Source organism: Bacillus sp. FAU18 (assembly GCF_056033885.1).
Genome location: NZ_JBVYHZ010000004.1, coordinates 1,352,233 through 1,371,418, shown reverse-complemented (window position 1 = coordinate 1,371,418; position 19,186 = coordinate 1,352,233). Strand labels below are relative to the sequence as shown.

The window sequence follows — 19,186 nt, the reverse complement described above, 5'->3', positions numbered from 1 at the left end:
CATGCTGGCAGATATGAAGGTCAGGAAATATATCCGTCTCCTTTTCTCTTACTTGTTGTTAGCCTTTATGGCGGTCATCATTGTTTATCCTCTCCTTTGGACGGCAGGCGCAAGCTTTAACCCTGGCAACAGCTTAATCAGTACATCCATCATTCCGAAGCATCCAACATTCGACCATTACAAAGCATTATTTGCGGGCAAAGAAAGCCTTCAATATGTGCAGTGGTATCTCAACTCAATGAAGATCAGCCTGTTTACAATGGCAGGGTCTTTGCTCTGTGTGACGTTTACAGCCTATGCGTTTTCGCGCTTTCGCTTCAAAGGCAGGAAATACGCTTTAACGCTCTTTTTATTGCTGCAGATGATTCCTCAGTTTTCAGCTTTAATTGCCTTGTTTGTGTTGGCGCAAATCTTGGGAATGATCAATAGCCACTGGCTGCTAATCTTGCTTTATATCGGCGGCCTGATCCCTATGAATACATATTTGATGAAGGGGTACATGGATTCCATTCCGATGGATTTAGACGAAAGCGCCAAGATTGACGGAGCCAGCAGCACCAGAATCTTCTTCCAGATCATTCTGCCATTATCAAAACCGATGGCGGCAGTCGTGGCCATGAACGGCTTTACCGGTCCGCTCGGAGATTTTGTGTTGTCCTCAACCATATTGAGAACGCCTGAATCATATACATTGCCCGTCGGTCTATTCAATTTAGTGAATGATGTCATGGGGGCCAGCTATACGACATTTGCGGCCGGAGCCCTGCTTATCAGCATACCGGTTGCCGTCATCTTTATCATGCTGCAAAAGAATTTTGTGTCCGGATTAACCGCAGGCGGAACGAAGGGCTAAAAGAACAAGGAGGAGAATGTGATGTCAAAGCTTGAAAAAACGCACGTAACAAAAGCAAAATTTATGCTCCATGGGGGAGACTACAACCCCGATCAGTGGCTGGATCGGCCCGATATTTTAGCCGATGATATCAAGCTGATGAAGCTTTCTCATACGAATACGTTTTCTGTCGGCATTTTTGCATGGAGCGCACTTGAGCCGGAGGAGGGCGTATATCAATTTGAATGGCTGGATGATATTTTTGAGCGGATTCACAGTATAGGCGGCCGGGTCATATTAGCAACACCGAGCGGAGCCCGTCCGGCCTGGCTGTCGCAAACCTATCCGGAAGTTTTGCGCGTCAATGCCTCCCGCGTCAAACAGCTGCACGGCGGAAGGCACAACCACTGCCTCACATCTAAAGTCTACCGAGAAAAGACACGGCATATCAACCGCTTATTAGCAGAACGATACGGACATCACCCGGCGCTGTTAATGTGGCACATTTCAAACGAATACGGGGGAGATTGCCACTGTGATCTATGCCAGCATGCTTTCCGGGAGTGGCTGAAATCGAAATATGACAACAGCCTCAAGACATTGAATCATGCGTGGTGGACCCCTTTTTGGAGCCATACGTTCAATGACTGGTCACAAATTGAAAGCCCTTCGCCGATCGGTGAAAATGGCTTGCATGGCCTGAATTTAGATTGGCGCCGGTTCGTCACTGATCAAACGATTTCGTTTTATAAAAATGAAATCATTCCGCTGAAAGAACTGACGCCTGATATCCCTATCACAACGAATTTTATGGCTGACACACCGGATTTGATCCCGTATCAGGGCCTCGACTACAGCAAATTTGCAAAGCATGTCGATGTCATCAGCTGGGACGCTTATCCTGTCTGGCACAATGACTGGGAAAGCACAGCTGATTTGGCGATGAAGGTCGGTTTTATCAACGACCTGTACCGAAGCTTGAAGCAGCAGCCTTTCTTATTAATGGAGTGTACGCCAAGCGCGGTCAATTGGCATAACGTCAACAAGGCAAAGCGCCCGGGCATGAATCTGCTGTCATCCATGCAAATGATTGCCCACGGCTCGGACAGCGTTCTCTATTTCCAATACCGCAAATCACGGGGGTCATCAGAAAAATTACACGGAGCGGTTGTGGATCATGACAATAGCCCGAAGAACCGCGTCTTTCAAGAAGTGGCCAAGGTAGGCGAGACATTGGAACGGCTGTCCGAAGTTGTCGGAACGAAGAGGCCGGCTCAAACCGCGATTTTATATGACTGGGAAAATCATTGGGCGCTCGAGGATGCTCAGGGGTTTGCGAAGGCGACAAAACGTTATCCGCAAACGCTTCAGCAGCATTACCGCACATTCTGGGAACACGATATCCCTGTCGACGTCATCACGAAAGAACAAGATTTTTCACCATATAAACTGCTGATCGTCCCGATGCTGTATTTAATCAGCGAGGACACCATTTCCCGTTTAAAAGCGTTTACGGCTGACGGCGGTACCTTAGTCATGACGTATATCAGCGGGATTGTGAATGAGCATGACTTAACATACACAGGCGGATGGCATCCGGATCTTCAAGCTATATTTGGAGTTGAGCCTCTTGAAACGGACACCCTGTATCCGAAGGATCGAAACGCTGTCAGCTACCGCAGCCAAATATATGAAATGAAGGATTATGCAACCGTGATTGATGTAAAGACAGCTTCAGTGGAAGCGGTGTATCAAGAAGATTTTTATGCGAGCACGCCAGCGGTCACAAGCCATGAGTATCAGCAGGGCAAGGCGTATTTTATCGGCGCGCGTTTGGAGGATCAATTTCAGCGTGATTTCTATGAGGGTCTGATCACAGACCTGTCTCTTTCACCTGTTTTTCCGGTTCGGCACGGAAAAGGCGTCTCCGTACAAGCGAGGCAGGATCAGGACAATGATTATATTTTTGTCATGAATTTTACGGAAGAAAAACAGCTGGTCACGTTTGATCAGAGTGTGAAGGACATAATGACAGGAGACATGTTGTCAGGCGACCTGACGATGGAAAAGTATGAAGTGAGAATTGTCGTAAACACACATTAGGCTGATGCTCCGCTCGATATGGGCGGATTCTTTTTTCTATAGAATGAAAACGCTCACTAAGTATTAGGGGGATGAAATCATGAAAAGCAAAGTGAAAATGTTCTTTGCGGCTGCCATGGTGTGGAGTGCATGTAGTTCAACAGGATACGCCGCTGCTATTGAGAAGGAGAAGCACGTGTCAGAGCTTCGGGCAGAGGATCTTTTTGTTAAAAAAGTAGAGGGAATGAACAAGGACTTTATCAAAGGGGCAGATGTGTCCAGCGTTATTGCTTTGGAAAATAGCGGTGTCACCTTTTACAATACAAGCGGAAAACGCCAGGATATCTTTACAACTTTAAAACAGGCTGGGGTCAACTATGTTCGCGTCCGCATCTGGAATCACCCGTATGATTCAAATGGCAATGGGTATGGCGGGGGGAACAATGATGTTCAAAAAGCCATCGAAATCGGAAAAAGAGCGACAGCGAACGGAATGAAGGTGCTGGCCGACTTTCACTACTCTGATTTCTGGGCCGATCCAGCGAAACAAAAGGTGCCCAAAGCCTGGGCGAATCTCAGCTTTGAAGCAAAAAAAGCAAAGCTCTATGAGTATACGAAACAAAGCCTGCAAAAGATGATCAAGGAAGGCGTTGACATCGGCATGGTTCAGGTTGGAAATGAAACAACAGGAGGATTTGCCGGTGAGACTGATTGGACGAAGATGTGCCAATTATTTAATGAAGGAAGCCGAGCGGTCAGGGAGACAAATTCAAATATTTTGGTCGCCCTGCATTTTACCAATCCTGAAACGGCTGGAAGGTATTCATTTATTGCAGAAACACTCAGCAAAAACAAAGTGGATTATGATGTGTTTGCGAGCTCCTATTATCCTTTCTGGCATGGGACATTACAAAATTTGACCTCCGTGCTGAAGGCTGTTGCCAATACGTACGGCAAAAAAGTCATGGTGGCGGAGACATCGTACACCTATACCGCTGAGGATGGCGATGGGCATGGAAATACAGCACCAAAAAGCGGGCAGACGCTGCCATATCCAATTTCTGTTCAAGGCCAGGCAACTGCAGTAAGAGATGTAATGGAGGCAGTGGCGAATACGGGCAAAGCAGGACTTGGTGTTTTCTACTGGGAGCCGGCGTGGATTCCAGTCGGGCCGAAGACACAGATAGAGAAAAACAAAGTGTTATGGGAAACATACGGGTCAGGGTGGGCCTCCAGCTATGCTGCTGAATACGATCCTGAAGACGCCGGGAAGTGGTATGGGGGAAGTGCTGTAGATAATCAAGCTTTATTTGATTTTAATGGACACCCGCTGCCTTCCTTGCAAGTGTTTCAATATGCGGAGTCAGGACATATTCCAAAGAAACGCTGAAACAAAAAAATCCATGAGATGTAACAAATCATTGTTATGTCTCATGGATCATTTTATTTTACATCAACTAATATAAAACATTCGTCATCACTCTTATGATGAGCTTCCTTTTGATGCTGCAGTGATGTAAGGATTTTCTCCTTCAGGTCAGCGATTGGCGAATCAGGATGATCCTTTAGTAAATCAAATAAATAACATGAAGCCGTAGGATCCATCACGCCATCCGTATACAGAAGCAATCTTCCATCCTCCGTGTATGAAAGGCTGCTTGACTGAAACTCTAAGTCTTCAAACATCCCGATCGGAGGTGAAGTCGCGTGAAGCAGATGTTGAGTTCCGCTATCGTCCTGCCAAAGTGCCGGCGGATGCCCTGCGTTGACATAATCAATTCTTTGCCGTGCTATATCAATCTCGAGATAAATAGCAGTGCAATAATGTCTTGCTTCCTCATCATTTTGAAACAAGCTGTGAAGGTGCCGGTCCAATTCCTTCATAACTTTAACGGGGCTGAGACCTTGCGTGATCTGACGCTGGAACAAAGGATGAAGAGACATCGTAATCAATGCAGATGAAATTCCGTGCCCCATCACATCAAGGATAATAATGCCGTAACGGTGTTCATCGATTTGATAATATCCGTAAAGATCACCTGACAATTCACTCGATGCATTGTAATAAGAGTCAATCTGAACCTGATCGTTTACAATCGGTTCAGTCAACGAGTTTTTCTGGATCTTTCTGGCGAGTTCAAGCTCTCTTTTGGTGTTTAATTTAAATTGTTGATTTTGTTTATTGATCTCAAGAAGTTCTTCTTGTTTTGCTTTCAGCGTTTCCAAGGCAATTTCTAACTCCGCATTGGCTTTCTGTTTGGCAAGCAAAGCTTCCTGAGCCTCATTTCTGGCTATCAGCAGCTCATTTTCATATTCATTTCGCTTTCGCATTGGAATCAGAACACAATCAAAGACAGAAGCCTCGCTACCGTGTCTCGAAATAGCATTGATAAGAACGGGAATTTCTTCTCCATCTCTAGCTTTCAGGGAAATGTATATTTCTTCGATGTGATGCTCTAATTTCAAAAGCGGAAAAAAATAAAGCTGGCAGAAAAGCTGTGCGGGAATGGTCAACATCATATTCATATGCTGGCCGATAACCTGCTCCGGCTCATAATCCAGAATCTTGATAAGGGTACGGTTGGCAGCTATGATCGACCCCTCTTCTGACAAAGCGAGGAAACCGCATGGTGCATCATTCAATTGTTTGTCCATCTAAGAGGGTCACCTCTATCCCTTTCGTTCCTATATCACACGTGTGCTTTTAAATAATTGCCGATCAGCTGTATCGTCTCATCTGGATGGCTCATATGAGGGCAATGTCCGCGAGCCTCCATTTGTTTCAGACTGCTATAAGGCAGATGCTGATGCATATACTTACCTACTGTTGCAGGTGCGATGATATCATCTGCACATTGGAGAATAAGAGAGGGAACCGTTACCTTCGAAAGATCCTCTCGGTGATCAGAAAAAAACGCCGCTTTCGCGAATTGGCGGGCAATGACAGGATCAGTAGAACAAAAACGGCTTTCAAGCTCTTCCTTAATTTCAGGCCGATCTGGCTGATTCAGAACGGTTGCCGCAAATACAGTTGCCCAGCCGATATAATTTTTCTCCATCATCTCCAGCAAGCCAAGGAGCTGCTCCTCTTCAAATCCTCCGTAATACTCAGGCGGATCATTCAAATAGCAAGGAGAAGGCCCCACCATCACCAGATGGGAAAAAAGCTCCGGGCGGCGGATGGATGCAAGCATCCCAATCAAGGCCCCGACGGAGTGCCCCACAAACACGGTTTCCTTCAGATCTAAAGCTTCACAAACATCAAGAACATCCTGGGCATAGCCGTCAAGTGTCTGGTAACGATTCAGGTCATATGCGCGCAAATCTGAATGTCCCGAACCGACGTAATCAAATAAAATCACCCGATGATCTTCTTCAAAGGCAGGTGCCACGGCATTCCACACGCTTTGATCGCATCCAAAACCAGGTGCGAACATGATAGATGATTTGCCGCTGCCTTTCACCTTCACATGATTTCTAGACAAAATCGCTTCGTTCATGATTGGCTCCTTTCAGCCGGAAAGTAATATAAAGTTCAATATGTCTATCATAACACTCGGATGGTTTGAAGAGTGTATCTTTCTATGAATGTCACAGCAGTTTAAAAGAAAGAGGACATGGGAGATAGAAAAGATGGATGAATTGGAAGATGCAGGAGAAGGATTGCCTAGACACCGGCGGTGAGAAAGAAAATGACATTTGTCACTCCATCATCATGACACCCCATACTAACATCGTCTTCTCCATCATTTTACAATCAATGTAAACGATCAGGAGGTGCTCATGTGATGAAAGAAGCAGTAACAGTAAGCAACGTGACAAAACATTTCCATCGAAAAACCGCTGTAAACCACATCAGCTTCAGTATTGAAAAAGGAGAAATTGCAGCCATTCTCGGGCCAAATGGGGCAGGGAAGACGACCGTCATCTCTATGATATTAGGATTGCTGAAACCGAGTGAGGGAGAAATCAAACTATTTAACCGGGTTCCTGATGATCAACAGGTTCGTGAAAAAATAGGTGTAATGCTTCAGGAAGTGAGTGTCATGCCGGGCCTTAAGGTGGATGAAATCCTTGAACTCTTCCGGAGCTATTATCCGAATCCATTGTCCATAAAAGAACTCGTTTCGTTAACAGCACTCACCAAAGAAGATTTGAAAACAAGAGCAGAAAAATTATCCGGCGGACAAAAACGCCGTTTGAGCTTTGCTTTGGCTCTTGCCGGGAACCCGGAGCTGCTTATACTTGATGAACCGACAGTCGGCATGGACACTTCATCAAGACACCGATTCTGGCAGACCATTCACGGACTGTCGGACCAAGGAAAAACGATTATTTTTTCAACTCATTATTTACAAGAAGCAGACGATGCCGCACAGCGAATCCTATTTTTTACTGAAGGACAGCTTGTTGCAGACGACTCACCAATGCAAATCCGCTCAAGAATTCAAAAACAGTCTGTTTCCTTTACGCTTCATCCAAGTGAATCATTGGAAAGGCTGTCTTGTCACCCGGAAGTCGAGAGAGTGATCCACGAGCATGAGAGAACCATCATCCAGACATCAAATACAGACAAAGTGTTGGCGCTGATCTTTCAAGAAAACATCCCAGCACGAGATATTCGAATTGAGCAAGCGACGCTCGATGAGGCATTTCGCCAGCTGGCTGACGGCAACAGGGAGGCGATGTGAGTGAACATGCTGCAAAAGCAAAGCATCGCTGAAATGAAAAGGGTGCTTAGGAACAAGTACTTTGTGCTTTGGTCTCTGATCATGCCGATTGCCTTTTATTATTTCTTTACAAATGTAGTGAATACCAACGTCCCTGATCAACGTGCATGGGAAGCCCATTACCTGATGTCGATGACAGTCTTCAGCGTGATGGGTTCCTCTATCATGACGCTTGGCATCCGAATGGTACAAGAACGGTCACAAGGCTGGGCCGCCTTTATCCGCCTTACGCCTCTTCAGGATCATATCTATTTATCAGCTCAGATGATCGGCCAAAGTGTCATTCACGTTTTATCGATTACCGTCATATTTCTGTTCGGCGCAATCATCAATGATATTGCCTTGTCACCGTTTGAATGGATGATGAGCGGACTGTGGATTTTGTTTGGCGCATTGCCTTTTTTAGCATTAGGCACACTAATCGGCCTCATGAGAAAAGTAGAAACAGCGGCCGGAATCAGTAATGTGCTTTATATGCTGCTGGCTTTAGGCGGAGGGATGTGGATGCCATTTGAGGTCATGCCTGACATGATGCAGAACATTGGGCAGTGGCTTCCGTCTTATCATTTCGGGAGCGGAGCGTGGGAACTTGTCCGGGGTGGGAGTCCGACCTGGAAAAATATTCTGATATTAATCGCTTATATGATGCTCTTCATGCTACTATCTAAATATATAAGAAGAAAACAAGAAGCGGTGTAATACATGAAAAAGGCAATATCTATTTTCCCGAAGGAATTCGGGTTTTTCCCTTATATCTTTCTGGTGTATACGATTATGCCGTTCCTCTCTTTATTAAAAGAATCAGGTGTCAAACAGGGGATCGGATATGGCATGCTGCTCCTTTTTGTAGCGGCATATCGCCAGTTATTCTGCAGCGTGGGCAAAGCTTCGTTTACATATTGGCTTATCGTGCAAATGGCGGTTATTTTGATGTATAGTGTGTTTTACAATATCACCTATATATACTTAGGTTTTTTCCCGGCAAACTTTGTTGGTTATTATAAAGAGAAAACGAATTTTAACCGTGCGTTCTGCGCTTTAATCTTTATACTGCTTTTTCCATGCCTATACCAATTTATCGCGAATTCGGTCTCGCTCCGGGAGCTTTTTTCTGTTCTCCCGTTTCTCGTCATTATGCTCATTTCTCCATTCGGCATTCGTTCTATGTTTCGGAGAATTGAGCTTGAAAATAAGCTTGCACAAGCCAACGAACAGATAAAAGAACTCTCTAAAAGAGAGGAGCGTGTTCGAATCGCCCGTGATCTTCACGATACTCTTGGTCACACCCTGTCGCTGCTTACATTAAAAAGCCAGCTCATTCAGCGGCTGGCTGCATCTGATCCAGAACGGACCAAGCTTGAGGCAAAAGAAATGGAAACCAGTTCACGCTCCGCACTCAAGCAAGTTCGAGAGCTGGTTTCTGATATGAGAACGGTCACGATAACAGAGGAGCTCATAAACATTCAGCACATATTAAGAGCGGGGAACATTACCTTTCAATACGAAGGAGCCGACGACTTTTCAGCGATATCTCCCGTCACTCAAAATATTATCAGTATGTGTATGCGGGAAGCCGTGACTAACATTATCAAGCACAGCAAAGCAACCCACTGTGCCATCACCATTTCTCAGTTTGCTGACAAAATGAGGATCGTGATACGGGATGACGGAAAGGGAGCGCCGAAGGAGAAAATGTTTGGGAATGGCCTGCGGGGAATGGAAGAACGGCTCATGCTTATTGAAGGGGGATTAACGGTTTCAGATCATAACGGAACGGTTGTGGCACTTACGATTCCGCTTATTAAAAAAGCAGAATGATTGGAGGACGAAAAGAATGATTCGTCTGTTTATTGCTGAGGACCAGCGAATGCTTTTAGGCGCTTTGGGATCTCTGCTTGATTTAGAAGAGGATATGACAGTCATCGGACAAGCATTGAACGGGGAAGAGGCGCTACATGCTATTTTGAAGCTGGAGCCGGATGTATGCATCATGGACATTGAAATGCCGGTTCGAAGCGGGCTGGATGTGGCAGAGGAATTAATGAAAAAAGGCTGCGTCAGCAAGGTCATTATTTTAACCACCTTTGCCCGCCCCGGATATTTTGAACGCGCCGTAAAGGCCGGTGCACATGGCTATCTGCTGAAAGACGGCGAAATTGACGATCTGGCCGATGCCATTCGAAAATGTGTAAAGGGAAAACGTGTCTTCAGCCCTGAGCTGACGTTTAATATGATGCGAGACGAAAATCCGCTAACCGTTAGAGAGCAAGAAATTCTGAGGCTTGCGGCTTTAGGCAAGACAACAAAAGACATTACGCTGGAGCTCTATTTATCTCAAGGCACAGTTCGAAACTATATCTCAGAAATCATCCAAAAGCTTAATGCGAAAAATCGAACAGAAGCCGCCAGCATTGCTGAGGAAAAGGGCTGGATTTAACCATATACTGCACTCCTGGGAGATCGGGAGTGTTTTTGATATGCTACAAATGAAAATATCCCTAGAAAACTCTTTCCTTCCATTGTCAGAATAGTGTACGATATTCATATAGTCATTTTAACTCAGGTCATCAGATGACCTGATCATATATTGGGGATGAGAGAGGGGTTCATCATGAAAGTCTCACTTTTTGTCACTTGTCTTGTTGATATGTTTCAAACAAATGTCGGAAAAGCAACGGTTGAGCTGCTGGAGCGGCTTGGGTGTGAGGTTGATTTTCCGGAAGGGCAGATTTGCTGCGGACAGCCGGCTTACAACAGCGGCTATGTACATGACGCCAAAAAAGCAATGAAACGGATGATCGAAACGTTTCAGGATTCCGAATATGTTGTCAGTCCTTCCGGTTCCTGCACAACGATGTTCCAGGAATACCCGCACTTATTTGCGGATGACCCGAAATGGGCCGATAAAGCGCAAAAGCTGGCGGATAAAACGTATGAACTGACAGATTTTATCGTGAACGTCCTTGGGGTAGAGGATGTCGGCGCGACCCTTCATACAAAAGCGACCTTACATACGTCGTGCCATATGACTAGGCTGCTGGGTGTTCGGGAGGAACCGATGAAGCTGTTGAGCCATGTGAAGGGCCTGCAGTTTACAGAGCTTCCGGGCAAACATAACTGCTGCGGATTTGGAGGAACGTTCTCCGTCAAGATGGCGCAGATTTCCGAGCAGATGGTCGATGAAAAAGTCGAATGTGTGGAGGAAACGGGAGCAGAGGTGCTGATCGGTGCTGACTGCGGCTGTTTGATGAATATCGGGGGACGGCTTGGCCGAAAAGATAAAAATGTCAAAGTGATGCACATCGCCGAAGTGCTCAACAGCAGATAAAACTGGATACAGAGGGGGAAAGGATCATGGCGATGAAAATCGGTACTGACGCTTTTAAAGAGCGGGTATCACAGGGGATTGATAATGAATTTATGAGAGGCGCTGTTTCGGGTGCACAGGAACGTCTGAGGACGCGGCGCCTAGAGGCAGCAGAAGAACTGGGAAACTGGGAGGAGTGGCGCTCATTATCAGAGGAAATCAGGCAGCATGTCCTTGAAAACCTTGATTTCTATCTCGGACAGCTTGCCGAAAATGTGGCGAAAAGAGGCGGACATGTCTATTTCGCGGAAACAGCGGAAGAGGCGTCTTCTTATATTCGTGATGTCATTCAAAAGAAGAACGGGAAAAAGATTGTGAAATCTAAATCAATGGTCACAGAGGAAATCAATCTGAATGAGGTGCTGGAGAAGGAAGGCTGTGAAGTCGTAGAAACCGATCTCGGCGAGTACATTCTGCAGATTGATGATCACGATCCGCCGTCACATATCGTAGCGCCCGCCCTTCATAAAAATAAAGAGCAGATACGCGATGTGTTTAAAGAAAGACTGGACTATCAACATACAGAAAAACCGGAAGAGCTGGTGATGCATGCGCGCGCCATTCTCCGGAAAAAGTTTCTGGAAGCGGATATCGGCATTACCGGCTGTAACTTCGCCATCGCTGACACGGGTTCCGTCAGCCTTGTGACAAATGAAGGAAATGGACGGCTTGTGAGCACCTTGCCGAAAACACAAATTACCGTCATGGGAATGGAGCGGATTGTCCCGTCATTTTCTGAATTTGAAGTGCTAGTCAGCATGCTGACAAGAAGTGCTGTCGGACAGCGGCTGACAAGTTATATTACAGCTTTGACGGGTCCGAAGCTGGAAGGTGAAGTGGACGGTCCGGAAGAATTCCATCTTGTCATCGTTGACAATGGACGATCCAATATCCTTGGAACGGAATTCCAGTCTGTGCTGCAATGTATCCGCTGTGCCGCCTGTATCAATGTCTGTCCTGTGTACCGCCATGTCGGCGGACATTCATACGGCTCAATCTACTCGGGGCCGATCGGAGCGGTTTTATCGCCGTTGCTCGGCGGTTATGACGATTATAAGGAGCTGCCGTACGCATCTTCACTGTGCGCTGCTTGTTCAGAAGCCTGCCCGGTCAAAATCCCGCTTCATGAGCTGCTACTCAAGCATCGTCAGAATATCGTCGAAAAAGAAGGCAGAGCGCCGATCAGTGAAAAGCTTGCAATGAAAGCATTCGGACTTGGCGCATCCTCTTTATCGCTTTACAAAATGGGCTCAAAATGGGCGCCAGCCGCCATGACGCCTTTTACAGAGGACGAAAAAATTTCGAAAGGGCCCGGCCCGCTTAAAAATTGGACCCAGATCCGCGACTTCCCTGCACCGCATAAATCGAGATTCAGAGACTGGTTTGCGGACAGAGAAACAAGTGAACGCACGAAGGAGGAGCAGTGATGACGAAGGGAACCATTCAGAATCAAGAGAGCTTTTTAAACCGAATCGCATCCAGCCTGGGCCGTGAAAGAAGAACAGGAGGCGTGGCAGTCCCTGAATGGGCGCATCAGCCGCAATATAAAACACTTGAAGGTTACTCAGCGGATGACTTAGTCACAGTGCTCAAAAACCATTGTGTCAAAATCCATACAGAGCTGATTGAAACGGATTCAACCGGCCTTTACGATGCCCTGCGTGAGCAAGTCAGCCGCTTTTCCGGAGGCCCTGTCATCATTCCGAAGGACCCCCGCTTTGAAGAATACGGACTGAAAAGCCTGCTCAACAAGGACTGGCCGAGTGAAGGAACGCCGGTCTGGGAGTGGGATGCTGACAAAGGCGAGGACAATATCAAAAAAGCGGAGCAAGCCAATGTAGGGATTACATTCAGCGAAATGACATTGGCTGAGTCGGGGACGGTTGTCCTCTTCTCCTCAAAAGACATCGGCCGATCTGTCAGCCTTCTGCCGACGACTTATATTGCGATCGTGCCGAAATCAAGCATTGTACCGAGAATGACACAAGCCAGTGATATCATCCGCCAAAACATTGCGGACGGTGTCACTGTTCCTTCATGTATCAACTACATTACCGGACCGAGCAACTCAGCAGACATTGAAATGGATTTAGTTGTAGGAGTGCACGGACCTGTAAAGGCAGCATATATTCTCGTCTCTGACCGCTGAACTCAGGAAGCCCGGCAGGCATATGCCGGGCTTTTTGCTTGAAAAAAACTTCAACTTCCAATTTTTTGGCCGATGAGAAGAGTATGACTTGAAATAGGAGGAAATGCGATGAAAAAATGGCTGATCATAGCGGTTTCACTGGCGATTGCGATTGTTCTGTTTATGTATACAAAAACAGAAGCGAAGGCAGCCGGAATGACACTAGGCTACACGACTGGGGATACGGCTTCATACAATTCTCTTACGAAATATCATACATACATGAATGCCATCGCAACCGATACGTTTGCGTTTGAAAAAAACGGACATGTGATTGGCGATGCCCCAACTAAGCAGCTGACATATGCGAAAAAGAAAAAAATCAAGACATGGGCTGTCATTTCAAACTATAATGATGCCATTTATGATTTTGACGGAGATTTGGCGAGTCGAGTCATGAGTAATAAAACAGCGAAAAAACGATTCGCAGATCAGTTAATTACACTGGCCAAAAAGCACTCATATTACGGAATCAATATCGATTTTGAAGCAGTAAATCCAGAAGACCGCGCTGGGTACTCGAGCTTCATTCAATATGTCTCACAGGCTTTGAATAAGAAACATATTAAAACAATGGTATCCGTTCCGGCCAAAAGCGCCGATGATAAAAATGATGACTGGAGCTGGCCGTATGATTATGCGAAAATCGGCAAATATGCCGACTTCGTACAAGTCATGACCTACGACGAACATGGCATTTGGGGTGAGCCGGGGTCAGTGGCAAGCACAAACTGGATCAAAAGCTCTCTGCAGTTTTCAGTCAAAAAGATCAAAGCCAATAAAGTCATCATGGGAATCCCTGCGTACGGCTATGACTGGGATGTAAAAGACGGAAGTACCAGCACAATAAGGGAATGGAATGAGCTTAAATCCCTCATCAAAAAACAAAAAGCAAAGCCGGCATTCAACAAAAAATCAAGCTCGATGACGTTTTCTTATGTTGACAAAAAGAAGCATAAACATGTTGTGTGGTATGAAAACGAAAAAACCGTTCAAACGAAAAGCCATCTGGCAAAGCAATATAAAATAGCAGGTGTTTCAGTTTACGCATTAGGAAACGAGTCAGAATCCTTTTGGAAAGCCATTCGAAAAGGGACAAAATAACAGTTTCTTTTTTCTCTGAAGTTATTGACAGTTAAAAGAGAAGCACGTATATTATGTTAATATATTCAGATCATAAAATTTGAGTTTTTCAGAAAACTAAAACACATAGATTGGGAGCAGTAAAAGAAAGTGATCAGAACAGAGAGCTGCGGGGTGGTGCGACGCAGCCTGATTCTTCTTTGAACTCGCCCGGGAGTGGTAAGACGGAACGGAATAGATTGAATATTCCCTATGTTTTAACGGCTAACCTTCGTTACAGGTCAAAAGCAGGATTCTTCATGAAGAATCAACAAGAGTGGTACCGCGGTCAGCCGAAGGCTCGTCGTCTCTTTATCTATTAGATTAGGTAGGAGACGGCGGGCTTTTTTGTTTTTGAAAACGAGAAGGAGAGGTAGAAGAGGATGAAAAACGACAATCAAACGTTAAAACGCACGATGACGTCCCGCCATATTATGATGATGGCGCTGGGCGGAGCAATCGGCGCAGGTTTATTTAAGGGGAGCAGCTCAGCGATCGATGTGGCAGGGCCATCTGTCATTATCGCATACCTGCTCGGCGGGATTATTTTGCTGTTTATTATGCAGGGGCTGGCGGAAATGGCTGTTCGAAACCGTAACGCCAGAACCTTCCGTGATCTTGTCCAGCAGGTATTGGGAAATTACGCCGCTTACTTTTTGGACTGGATCTACTGGAAAATGTGGGTGCTTAACATTGCGGCTGAAGCTGTTGTAGCTGCGATTTTCATTCAATATTGGCTGCCGGGCTGCCCGATCTGGGTGTTGGCATTAGGAATTTCTCTTATCGTCACGATTGTAAACTTGCTTTCTGTTAAAATCTTCGCCGAAACTGAATATTGGCTGGCAATGATCAAGATTACCGTTATTATTATCTTTATTATTCTGGGATTGCTGCTCTTATTTGTATCTTTCGGTGATCATACAGCATCCGGATTTTCCAACCTGACAGACCACGGCGGATTTTTCCCGCACGGCGGCACAGGGCTGATCACGGCGATGCTTGTCGTCATCTACTCTTACGGCGGTACAGAAATTATCGGTGTAACGCTTGCAGAGACAAAAAATCCGGAAAAGGTTGTTCCGAAAGCTGTCCGCAGCACACTGACACGGATTGTCGCGTTTTACCTGCTGCCGTTTTTCATCATCGTCAGCCTGATTCCATGGAACCAAGTCAATTCCGTTCCGGAAAGTCCTTTCGTGATGGTCTTTAAAATGGTAGGCATTCCGGGCGCGGATCATATCATGAATGCAGTCATCCTGTTGGCGATCATTTCTTCTATGAATTCAGGTTTATACGGATCATCACGCATTTTGTATACACAGGCAAGTGACGGAAGGCTTCCAAAGGTCTTCTCTAAGCTTTCATCGAAAAACGTACCGATGTTTGCGATTCTGATGTGCACTTCTTCTCTCTATATTGGCGTATTGATTTCTCTGTTCGCAGGAAGCCAAACATTTAATTATTTAATGGGATCATTGGGATATACCGTTTTATTCATTTGGCTGATCATCGGATTCGCCCATTTGAAATCGAGAAAACAGCAAACGGAAACACCGGCCTATTATGTAAAATGGTTCCCGTACACGACATGGTTTGCGATTGTGGCACTACTCGCCATTCTGATCGGGGTCATCATGACAACATCAATTGTCATTACCGGCATTACTGCGGCGATCTACCTTTTGATTACAGTTGCATATTTGGTTAAAGGACGCAAGCATCAGTAAATAAGAAACCCTCTTGCCGCATCCGGCAAGAGGGTTTTTATTATTGTGCAGCTTTCTCGTTTATACCAATGGCCGCTGCTTTCTGCGCTTTTGATTTTGTATTCACGAGACAGATGCTCGTGACAATCAGCAGCAGCCCTGCCAAGAGGCTAAGGGTGAGCGGTTCATGCAGGAAAATGGAGCTGGCCACGATTGATATGAGCGGAATCAAAAAAGTATAAGATGCGACCTTGCTTGCTTCTCCTGAACCGACAAGCGTAAAAAAGACAAGCCAGCCGAGCGCGATAACGAATACGGAGATGAACAGCAGGCTCGTAATAAACGGAGCTGTCCATTGGATCGCCGAAAAGCTTTCTGTCCAAAAGCCGGATATAAGCAGAAACACGCTTCCGATCGTCAGCTGCAGAGCGACCATCCAGATGGAATCGACGCGGCTGCCTGTTTTTTTCATATATACCGTCCCGAGCGCCCAGCTGATTGCGGAGCCGAGAGCCAGCAGAACCCCAATGACAGAAATATGCCCGCCAAAGCCCGCAGCACTAATGACGGCTACTCCCGCAAAACCGAGGATGAGGCCGATCACTTTCATTACAAACATGGATTCGCCGAGCCACAGCCAAGAAAATACACCCATCAGAACAGGCTGGAAGAAGACGATTGCAGAAAACAAGCCGGCCGGAAGATAATTCAGCCCGATCGTTTGCAGGCCGTAGAATAACGTAATATTTAAAAGAGCAGAAACAAGATAAATCGGCCACGTTTCTTTTAAGCGTAATTTATGAATACGCGGCAGTGCGACAATGACTAATAAAAGCCCGCCGATCAGCGTTCGGATGCCCGCGAACAATAACGGCGGAGAATAGGCGAGCGCGGCTTTGGACAGCGGCCAATTGACGCCCCACATGATGACGAGAAATGCGAGCAGGAGAGCTGTCCGCGTTTTTGAGAGCTGCTTCATTGTTCATTCACTCCTTGTAGAACTTTTCCATCATATGATACGGTAGAACATAAGATAAATAAAATGAATCTTTTTTATAAGGAGCATAAGTAAATTGTTATGACCATTACACAATTAAAGGTTTTTGTGAAAATAGCTGAAACGGGAAGCTTTACAAAAGCGGGTCAGGCGCTGAACATGACACAGCCGGCTGTCAGCCATGCGATTTCTGCGATCGAAGCTGAGCTTGATGTAAAGCTGATCATACGTGACCGCCGCAATGGCCTGATGCTGACAGATACGGGAAAACAGATCTTAGTACACATCAGAGAAGTCTTAAAAGGCATTGAAAAAGTTGAGCAGGTAGCAGCAGCGGAAAAAGGGCTTGAACTGGGAACGATCCATATCGGCACATTCTCAACAGCTTCGGCTTATTTTATGCCGAAGCTGATCAGTGCATTTAAACAAAAATATCCGAAACTTGAGCTCGTGCTGCACGAGGGAACTGTAAATGAAGTCAAGGAATGGCTTCATACGCGGATGATAGATGTTGGGATTCTTCTGTATCCAACAGAGGAGATGGAGTACATTCATTTGAAAAAAGACAAAATGGCTGTCGTGCTCAGGGACGATCACCCGCTTGCCAGTCATTCGGCCATTACGCTGAAAGATCTTGACCATGAACCGATGATCGTCTGTGACGGAGGCTATGAATCACCATTTGTCGATATGTTCAGGCAGGCGGGCGCTACGCTGCACCCAGCTTTCACGGTCTATAACATCAACACCTCGATCAGTATGATCAGAGAAGGCTTGGGCCTGGCCATTTTATCAGAAATGTCCATGTCGGGGATGCCGCTTCCGGAGCATGTGGTGACCCGGGACTTGGACCCGCAGGTATATCGTGATGTGCAGCTTGCTGTTCCGTCGCTAAAGGAGGCTTCTCTGGCGGCTAAGCTCTTTATTGAGATGGCTAAGGAGCTGTTTGGAGCAGAATAGCGGTCCAAAGCGTTCGTTTTATATTGTTCGAATTTCATCGAATCAAATTCTTTTATTCCTGAATGCAGTTGTGTTATGGTGTGATAGAAGTTCTTTCAATCATGACCTGACAGCTTTGGGCTGTTTACTGATAACACATTTGCAAAGGAGAACAATATGTCTAACAACCAACGCAAAGATACCTTGCTTTCTGTCTTGAATTTATCTCCGGTTGTTCAGGGAGGAACGATTGCAGAATCATTCCGAAACAGCATGGACTTGGCGCGCCGGGCAGAGGAATGGGGCTATCACCGTTACTGGCTTGCTGAACATCATAATATAGAAGGTGTTGCAAGCTCCGCCACTGCAGTTTTGATTGGCCATATTGCCGGAGGCACGAAGAAAATCCGCGTCGGTTCCGGCGGCATTATGCTCCCGAACCACTCTTCATTAGTCATTGCTGAACAATTCGGCACACTGGAAACACTGTATCCCGGGCGGATTGATCTGGGGCTTGGACGTGCGCCGGGAACAGACCAATTGACAGCCAGAGCGCTCCGCAGAAACATCAACAGCGGTGAGGATTTTCCAGAACAATTAGAGGAACTGCGCAATTATTTTAAACCGTCAGGAAATGTGCGCAATCAAGTTCGCGCCATTCCCGGAGAGGGCATAGATGTGCCGATTTGGCTACTGGGCTCAAGCGGCTTCAGCGCCCGTCTGGCAGGGGAACTAGGTCTTCCGTTTGCCTTTGCCGCTCATTTCTCACCGGCGAATACGGTTCCTGCATTGGAGCTGTACCGCGATTCCTTCACGCCGTCAGACGTGCTCGACGAACCGTATGCGATGGTCGGTGTCACCATTATCGCGGCAGATACAAACGAGAAAGCGCAGCACCTTGCGACTTCGCATTATCAAAGGTTTCTTGATCTTGTCCGGGGTACGCCGAACCAGCTTAAACCGCCTGTTGAGGATATGGATCAAATCTGGAGCCCGTATGAAAAAGCGATGGTCAATGAGCAGCTGAGCTCCACGATTGTCGGGGGTCCGGAAGAAGTGAAGGCGAAGCTTGAAGATTTCGTCAAAACGACACAGGCTGACGAAATTATGGTTAACTCAGAAACCTTTGAACACGCAGACAGAATGCGTTCGTTTGAAATCATCGCTGACGTTTGGAAAAACAGATAACAGCTATAAAAAAAGCAATGTAGCGGGGAGACCCA

General features: G+C 46.2%; 17 protein-coding genes and 1 other annotated feature. Of the genes, 14 read left to right on the top strand and 3 right to left on the bottom strand.

Annotated features, from left to right (window positions below):
• The first annotated feature begins 1 nt into the window (after position 1).
• The 3 genes from ganQ (at position 2) to ganB (ending at position 4,304) form a co-directional block, all read left to right on the top strand.
• Entirely contained in the window at positions 2 to 853 is an 852-nt protein-coding gene (ganQ, locus tag AC0OMU_RS18225; RefSeq protein WP_080344230.1) for an arabinogalactan oligomer ABC transporter permease GanQ, read from the top strand.
• 18 nt (positions 854 to 871) lie between these two features.
• Positions 872 to 2,935: a beta-galactosidase GanA gene (gene ganA / locus AC0OMU_RS18220; protein WP_080030693.1), complete on the top strand. Its 2,064-nt coding sequence runs from the start codon at positions 872 to 874 to the stop codon at positions 2,933 to 2,935.
• Between the two features lie 79 nt (positions 2,936 to 3,014).
• The gene (ganB, locus tag AC0OMU_RS18215) at positions 3,015 to 4,304 is read left to right on the top strand and encodes an arabinogalactan endo-beta-1,4-galactanase (RefSeq protein WP_474241396.1); all 1,290 of its coding nucleotides are present in this window, start codon (positions 3,015 to 3,017) and stop codon (positions 4,302 to 4,304) included.
• Positions 4,305 to 4,357: 53 nt separating this feature from the next.
• Here ganB and rsbP read toward each other — a convergent pair whose 3' ends face one another.
• Both rsbP and rsbQ read right to left on the bottom strand, forming a co-directional pair.
• On the bottom strand, positions 4,358 to 5,569 hold the full coding sequence (gene rsbP, locus AC0OMU_RS18210; protein ID WP_474241395.1) for a phosphoserine phosphatase RsbP: 1,212 nt from the start codon (positions 5,567 to 5,569) through the stop codon (positions 4,358 to 4,360).
• Between the two features lie 35 nt (positions 5,570 to 5,604).
• Positions 5,605 to 6,414 (bottom strand): sigma factor SigB/phosphatase RsbP regulator RsbQ, encoded by an 810-nt coding sequence (gene rsbQ, locus AC0OMU_RS18205; RefSeq protein ID WP_474241394.1) that lies wholly within the window; start codon positions 6,412 to 6,414, stop codon positions 5,605 to 5,607.
• A gap of 285 nt (positions 6,415 to 6,699) precedes the next feature.
• On the opposite strand from rsbQ, the gene AC0OMU_RS18200 reads away from it, so the two are divergent.
• The 9 genes from AC0OMU_RS18200 (at position 6,700) to AC0OMU_RS18160 (ending at position 16,048) form a co-directional block, all read left to right on the top strand.
• Positions 6,700 to 7,605, top strand: a complete 906-nt coding sequence (locus AC0OMU_RS18200) for an ABC transporter ATP-binding protein (protein ID WP_474241393.1) — start codon at positions 6,700 to 6,702, stop codon at positions 7,603 to 7,605.
• On the top strand, positions 7,606 to 8,343 hold the full coding sequence (locus AC0OMU_RS18195) for an ABC transporter permease (protein ID WP_015384679.1): 738 nt from the start codon (positions 7,606 to 7,608) through the stop codon (positions 8,341 to 8,343).
• A 3-nt stretch (positions 8,344 to 8,346) separates the two neighbouring features.
• The gene (gene yvfT, locus AC0OMU_RS18190; protein ID WP_181220148.1) at positions 8,347 to 9,462 is read left to right on the top strand and encodes a two-component system sensor histidine kinase YvfT; all 1,116 of its coding nucleotides are present in this window, start codon (positions 8,347 to 8,349) and stop codon (positions 9,460 to 9,462) included.
• Between the two features lie 16 nt (positions 9,463 to 9,478).
• Positions 9,479 to 10,081, top strand: a complete 603-nt coding sequence (gene yvfU, locus AC0OMU_RS18185) for a two-component system response regulator YvfU (RefSeq protein ID WP_015251201.1) — start codon at positions 9,479 to 9,481, stop codon at positions 10,079 to 10,081.
• 174 nt (positions 10,082 to 10,255) lie between these two features.
• Positions 10,256 to 10,972, top strand: coding sequence for a lactate utilization iron-sulfur protein LutA (gene lutA / locus AC0OMU_RS18180; RefSeq protein WP_327830372.1), 717 nt, complete (start codon positions 10,256 to 10,258; stop codon positions 10,970 to 10,972).
• Between the two features lie 26 nt (positions 10,973 to 10,998).
• Positions 10,999 to 12,438 carry a lactate utilization iron-sulfur protein LutB gene (lutB, locus tag AC0OMU_RS18175; RefSeq protein ID WP_014480926.1) on the top strand — a complete coding sequence of 480 codons (1,440 nt, stop codon included), beginning with the start codon at positions 10,999 to 11,001 and terminating at the stop codon, positions 12,436 to 12,438.
• Positions 12,438 to 13,160, top strand: coding sequence for a lactate utilization protein LutC (gene lutC, locus AC0OMU_RS18170; protein ID WP_474222289.1), 723 nt, complete (start codon positions 12,438 to 12,440; stop codon positions 13,158 to 13,160). The genes lutB and lutC overlap by 1 nt, the downstream gene beginning before the upstream one ends.
• Before the next feature lie 108 nt (positions 13,161 to 13,268).
• Positions 13,269 to 14,303, top strand: a complete 1,035-nt coding sequence (locus tag AC0OMU_RS18165) for a glycosyl hydrolase family 18 protein (protein ID WP_474241392.1) — start codon at positions 13,269 to 13,271, stop codon at positions 14,301 to 14,303.
• Between the two features lie 97 nt (positions 14,304 to 14,400).
• Positions 14,401 to 14,636: a binding site (T-box leader), on the top strand.
• A gap of 68 nt (positions 14,637 to 14,704) precedes the next feature.
• Complete coding sequence (locus AC0OMU_RS18160) at positions 14,705 to 16,048, top strand: amino acid permease (protein ID WP_003228313.1); 1,344 nt, start codon at positions 14,705 to 14,707, stop codon at positions 16,046 to 16,048.
• Between the two features lie 40 nt (positions 16,049 to 16,088).
• Here the strand turns inward: AC0OMU_RS18160 and AC0OMU_RS18155 are convergent, their stop codons facing one another.
• Complete coding sequence (locus AC0OMU_RS18155) at positions 16,089 to 17,006, bottom strand: DMT family transporter (protein WP_029946021.1); 918 nt, start codon at positions 17,004 to 17,006, stop codon at positions 16,089 to 16,091.
• A gap of 99 nt (positions 17,007 to 17,105) precedes the next feature.
• Between AC0OMU_RS18155 and AC0OMU_RS18150 the strand changes: the two genes are divergently transcribed.
• A complete protein-coding gene (locus AC0OMU_RS18150; RefSeq protein ID WP_015384672.1) occupies positions 17,106 to 17,984 on the top strand; it encodes a LysR family transcriptional regulator in 879 nt (292 codons plus the stop codon).
• Positions 17,985 to 18,140: 156 nt separating this feature from the next.
• On the top strand, positions 18,141 to 19,151 hold the full coding sequence (locus tag AC0OMU_RS18145; RefSeq protein ID WP_015483710.1) for an LLM class flavin-dependent oxidoreductase: 1,011 nt from the start codon (positions 18,141 to 18,143) through the stop codon (positions 19,149 to 19,151).
• Positions 19,152 to 19,186: the final 35 nt, after the last annotated feature.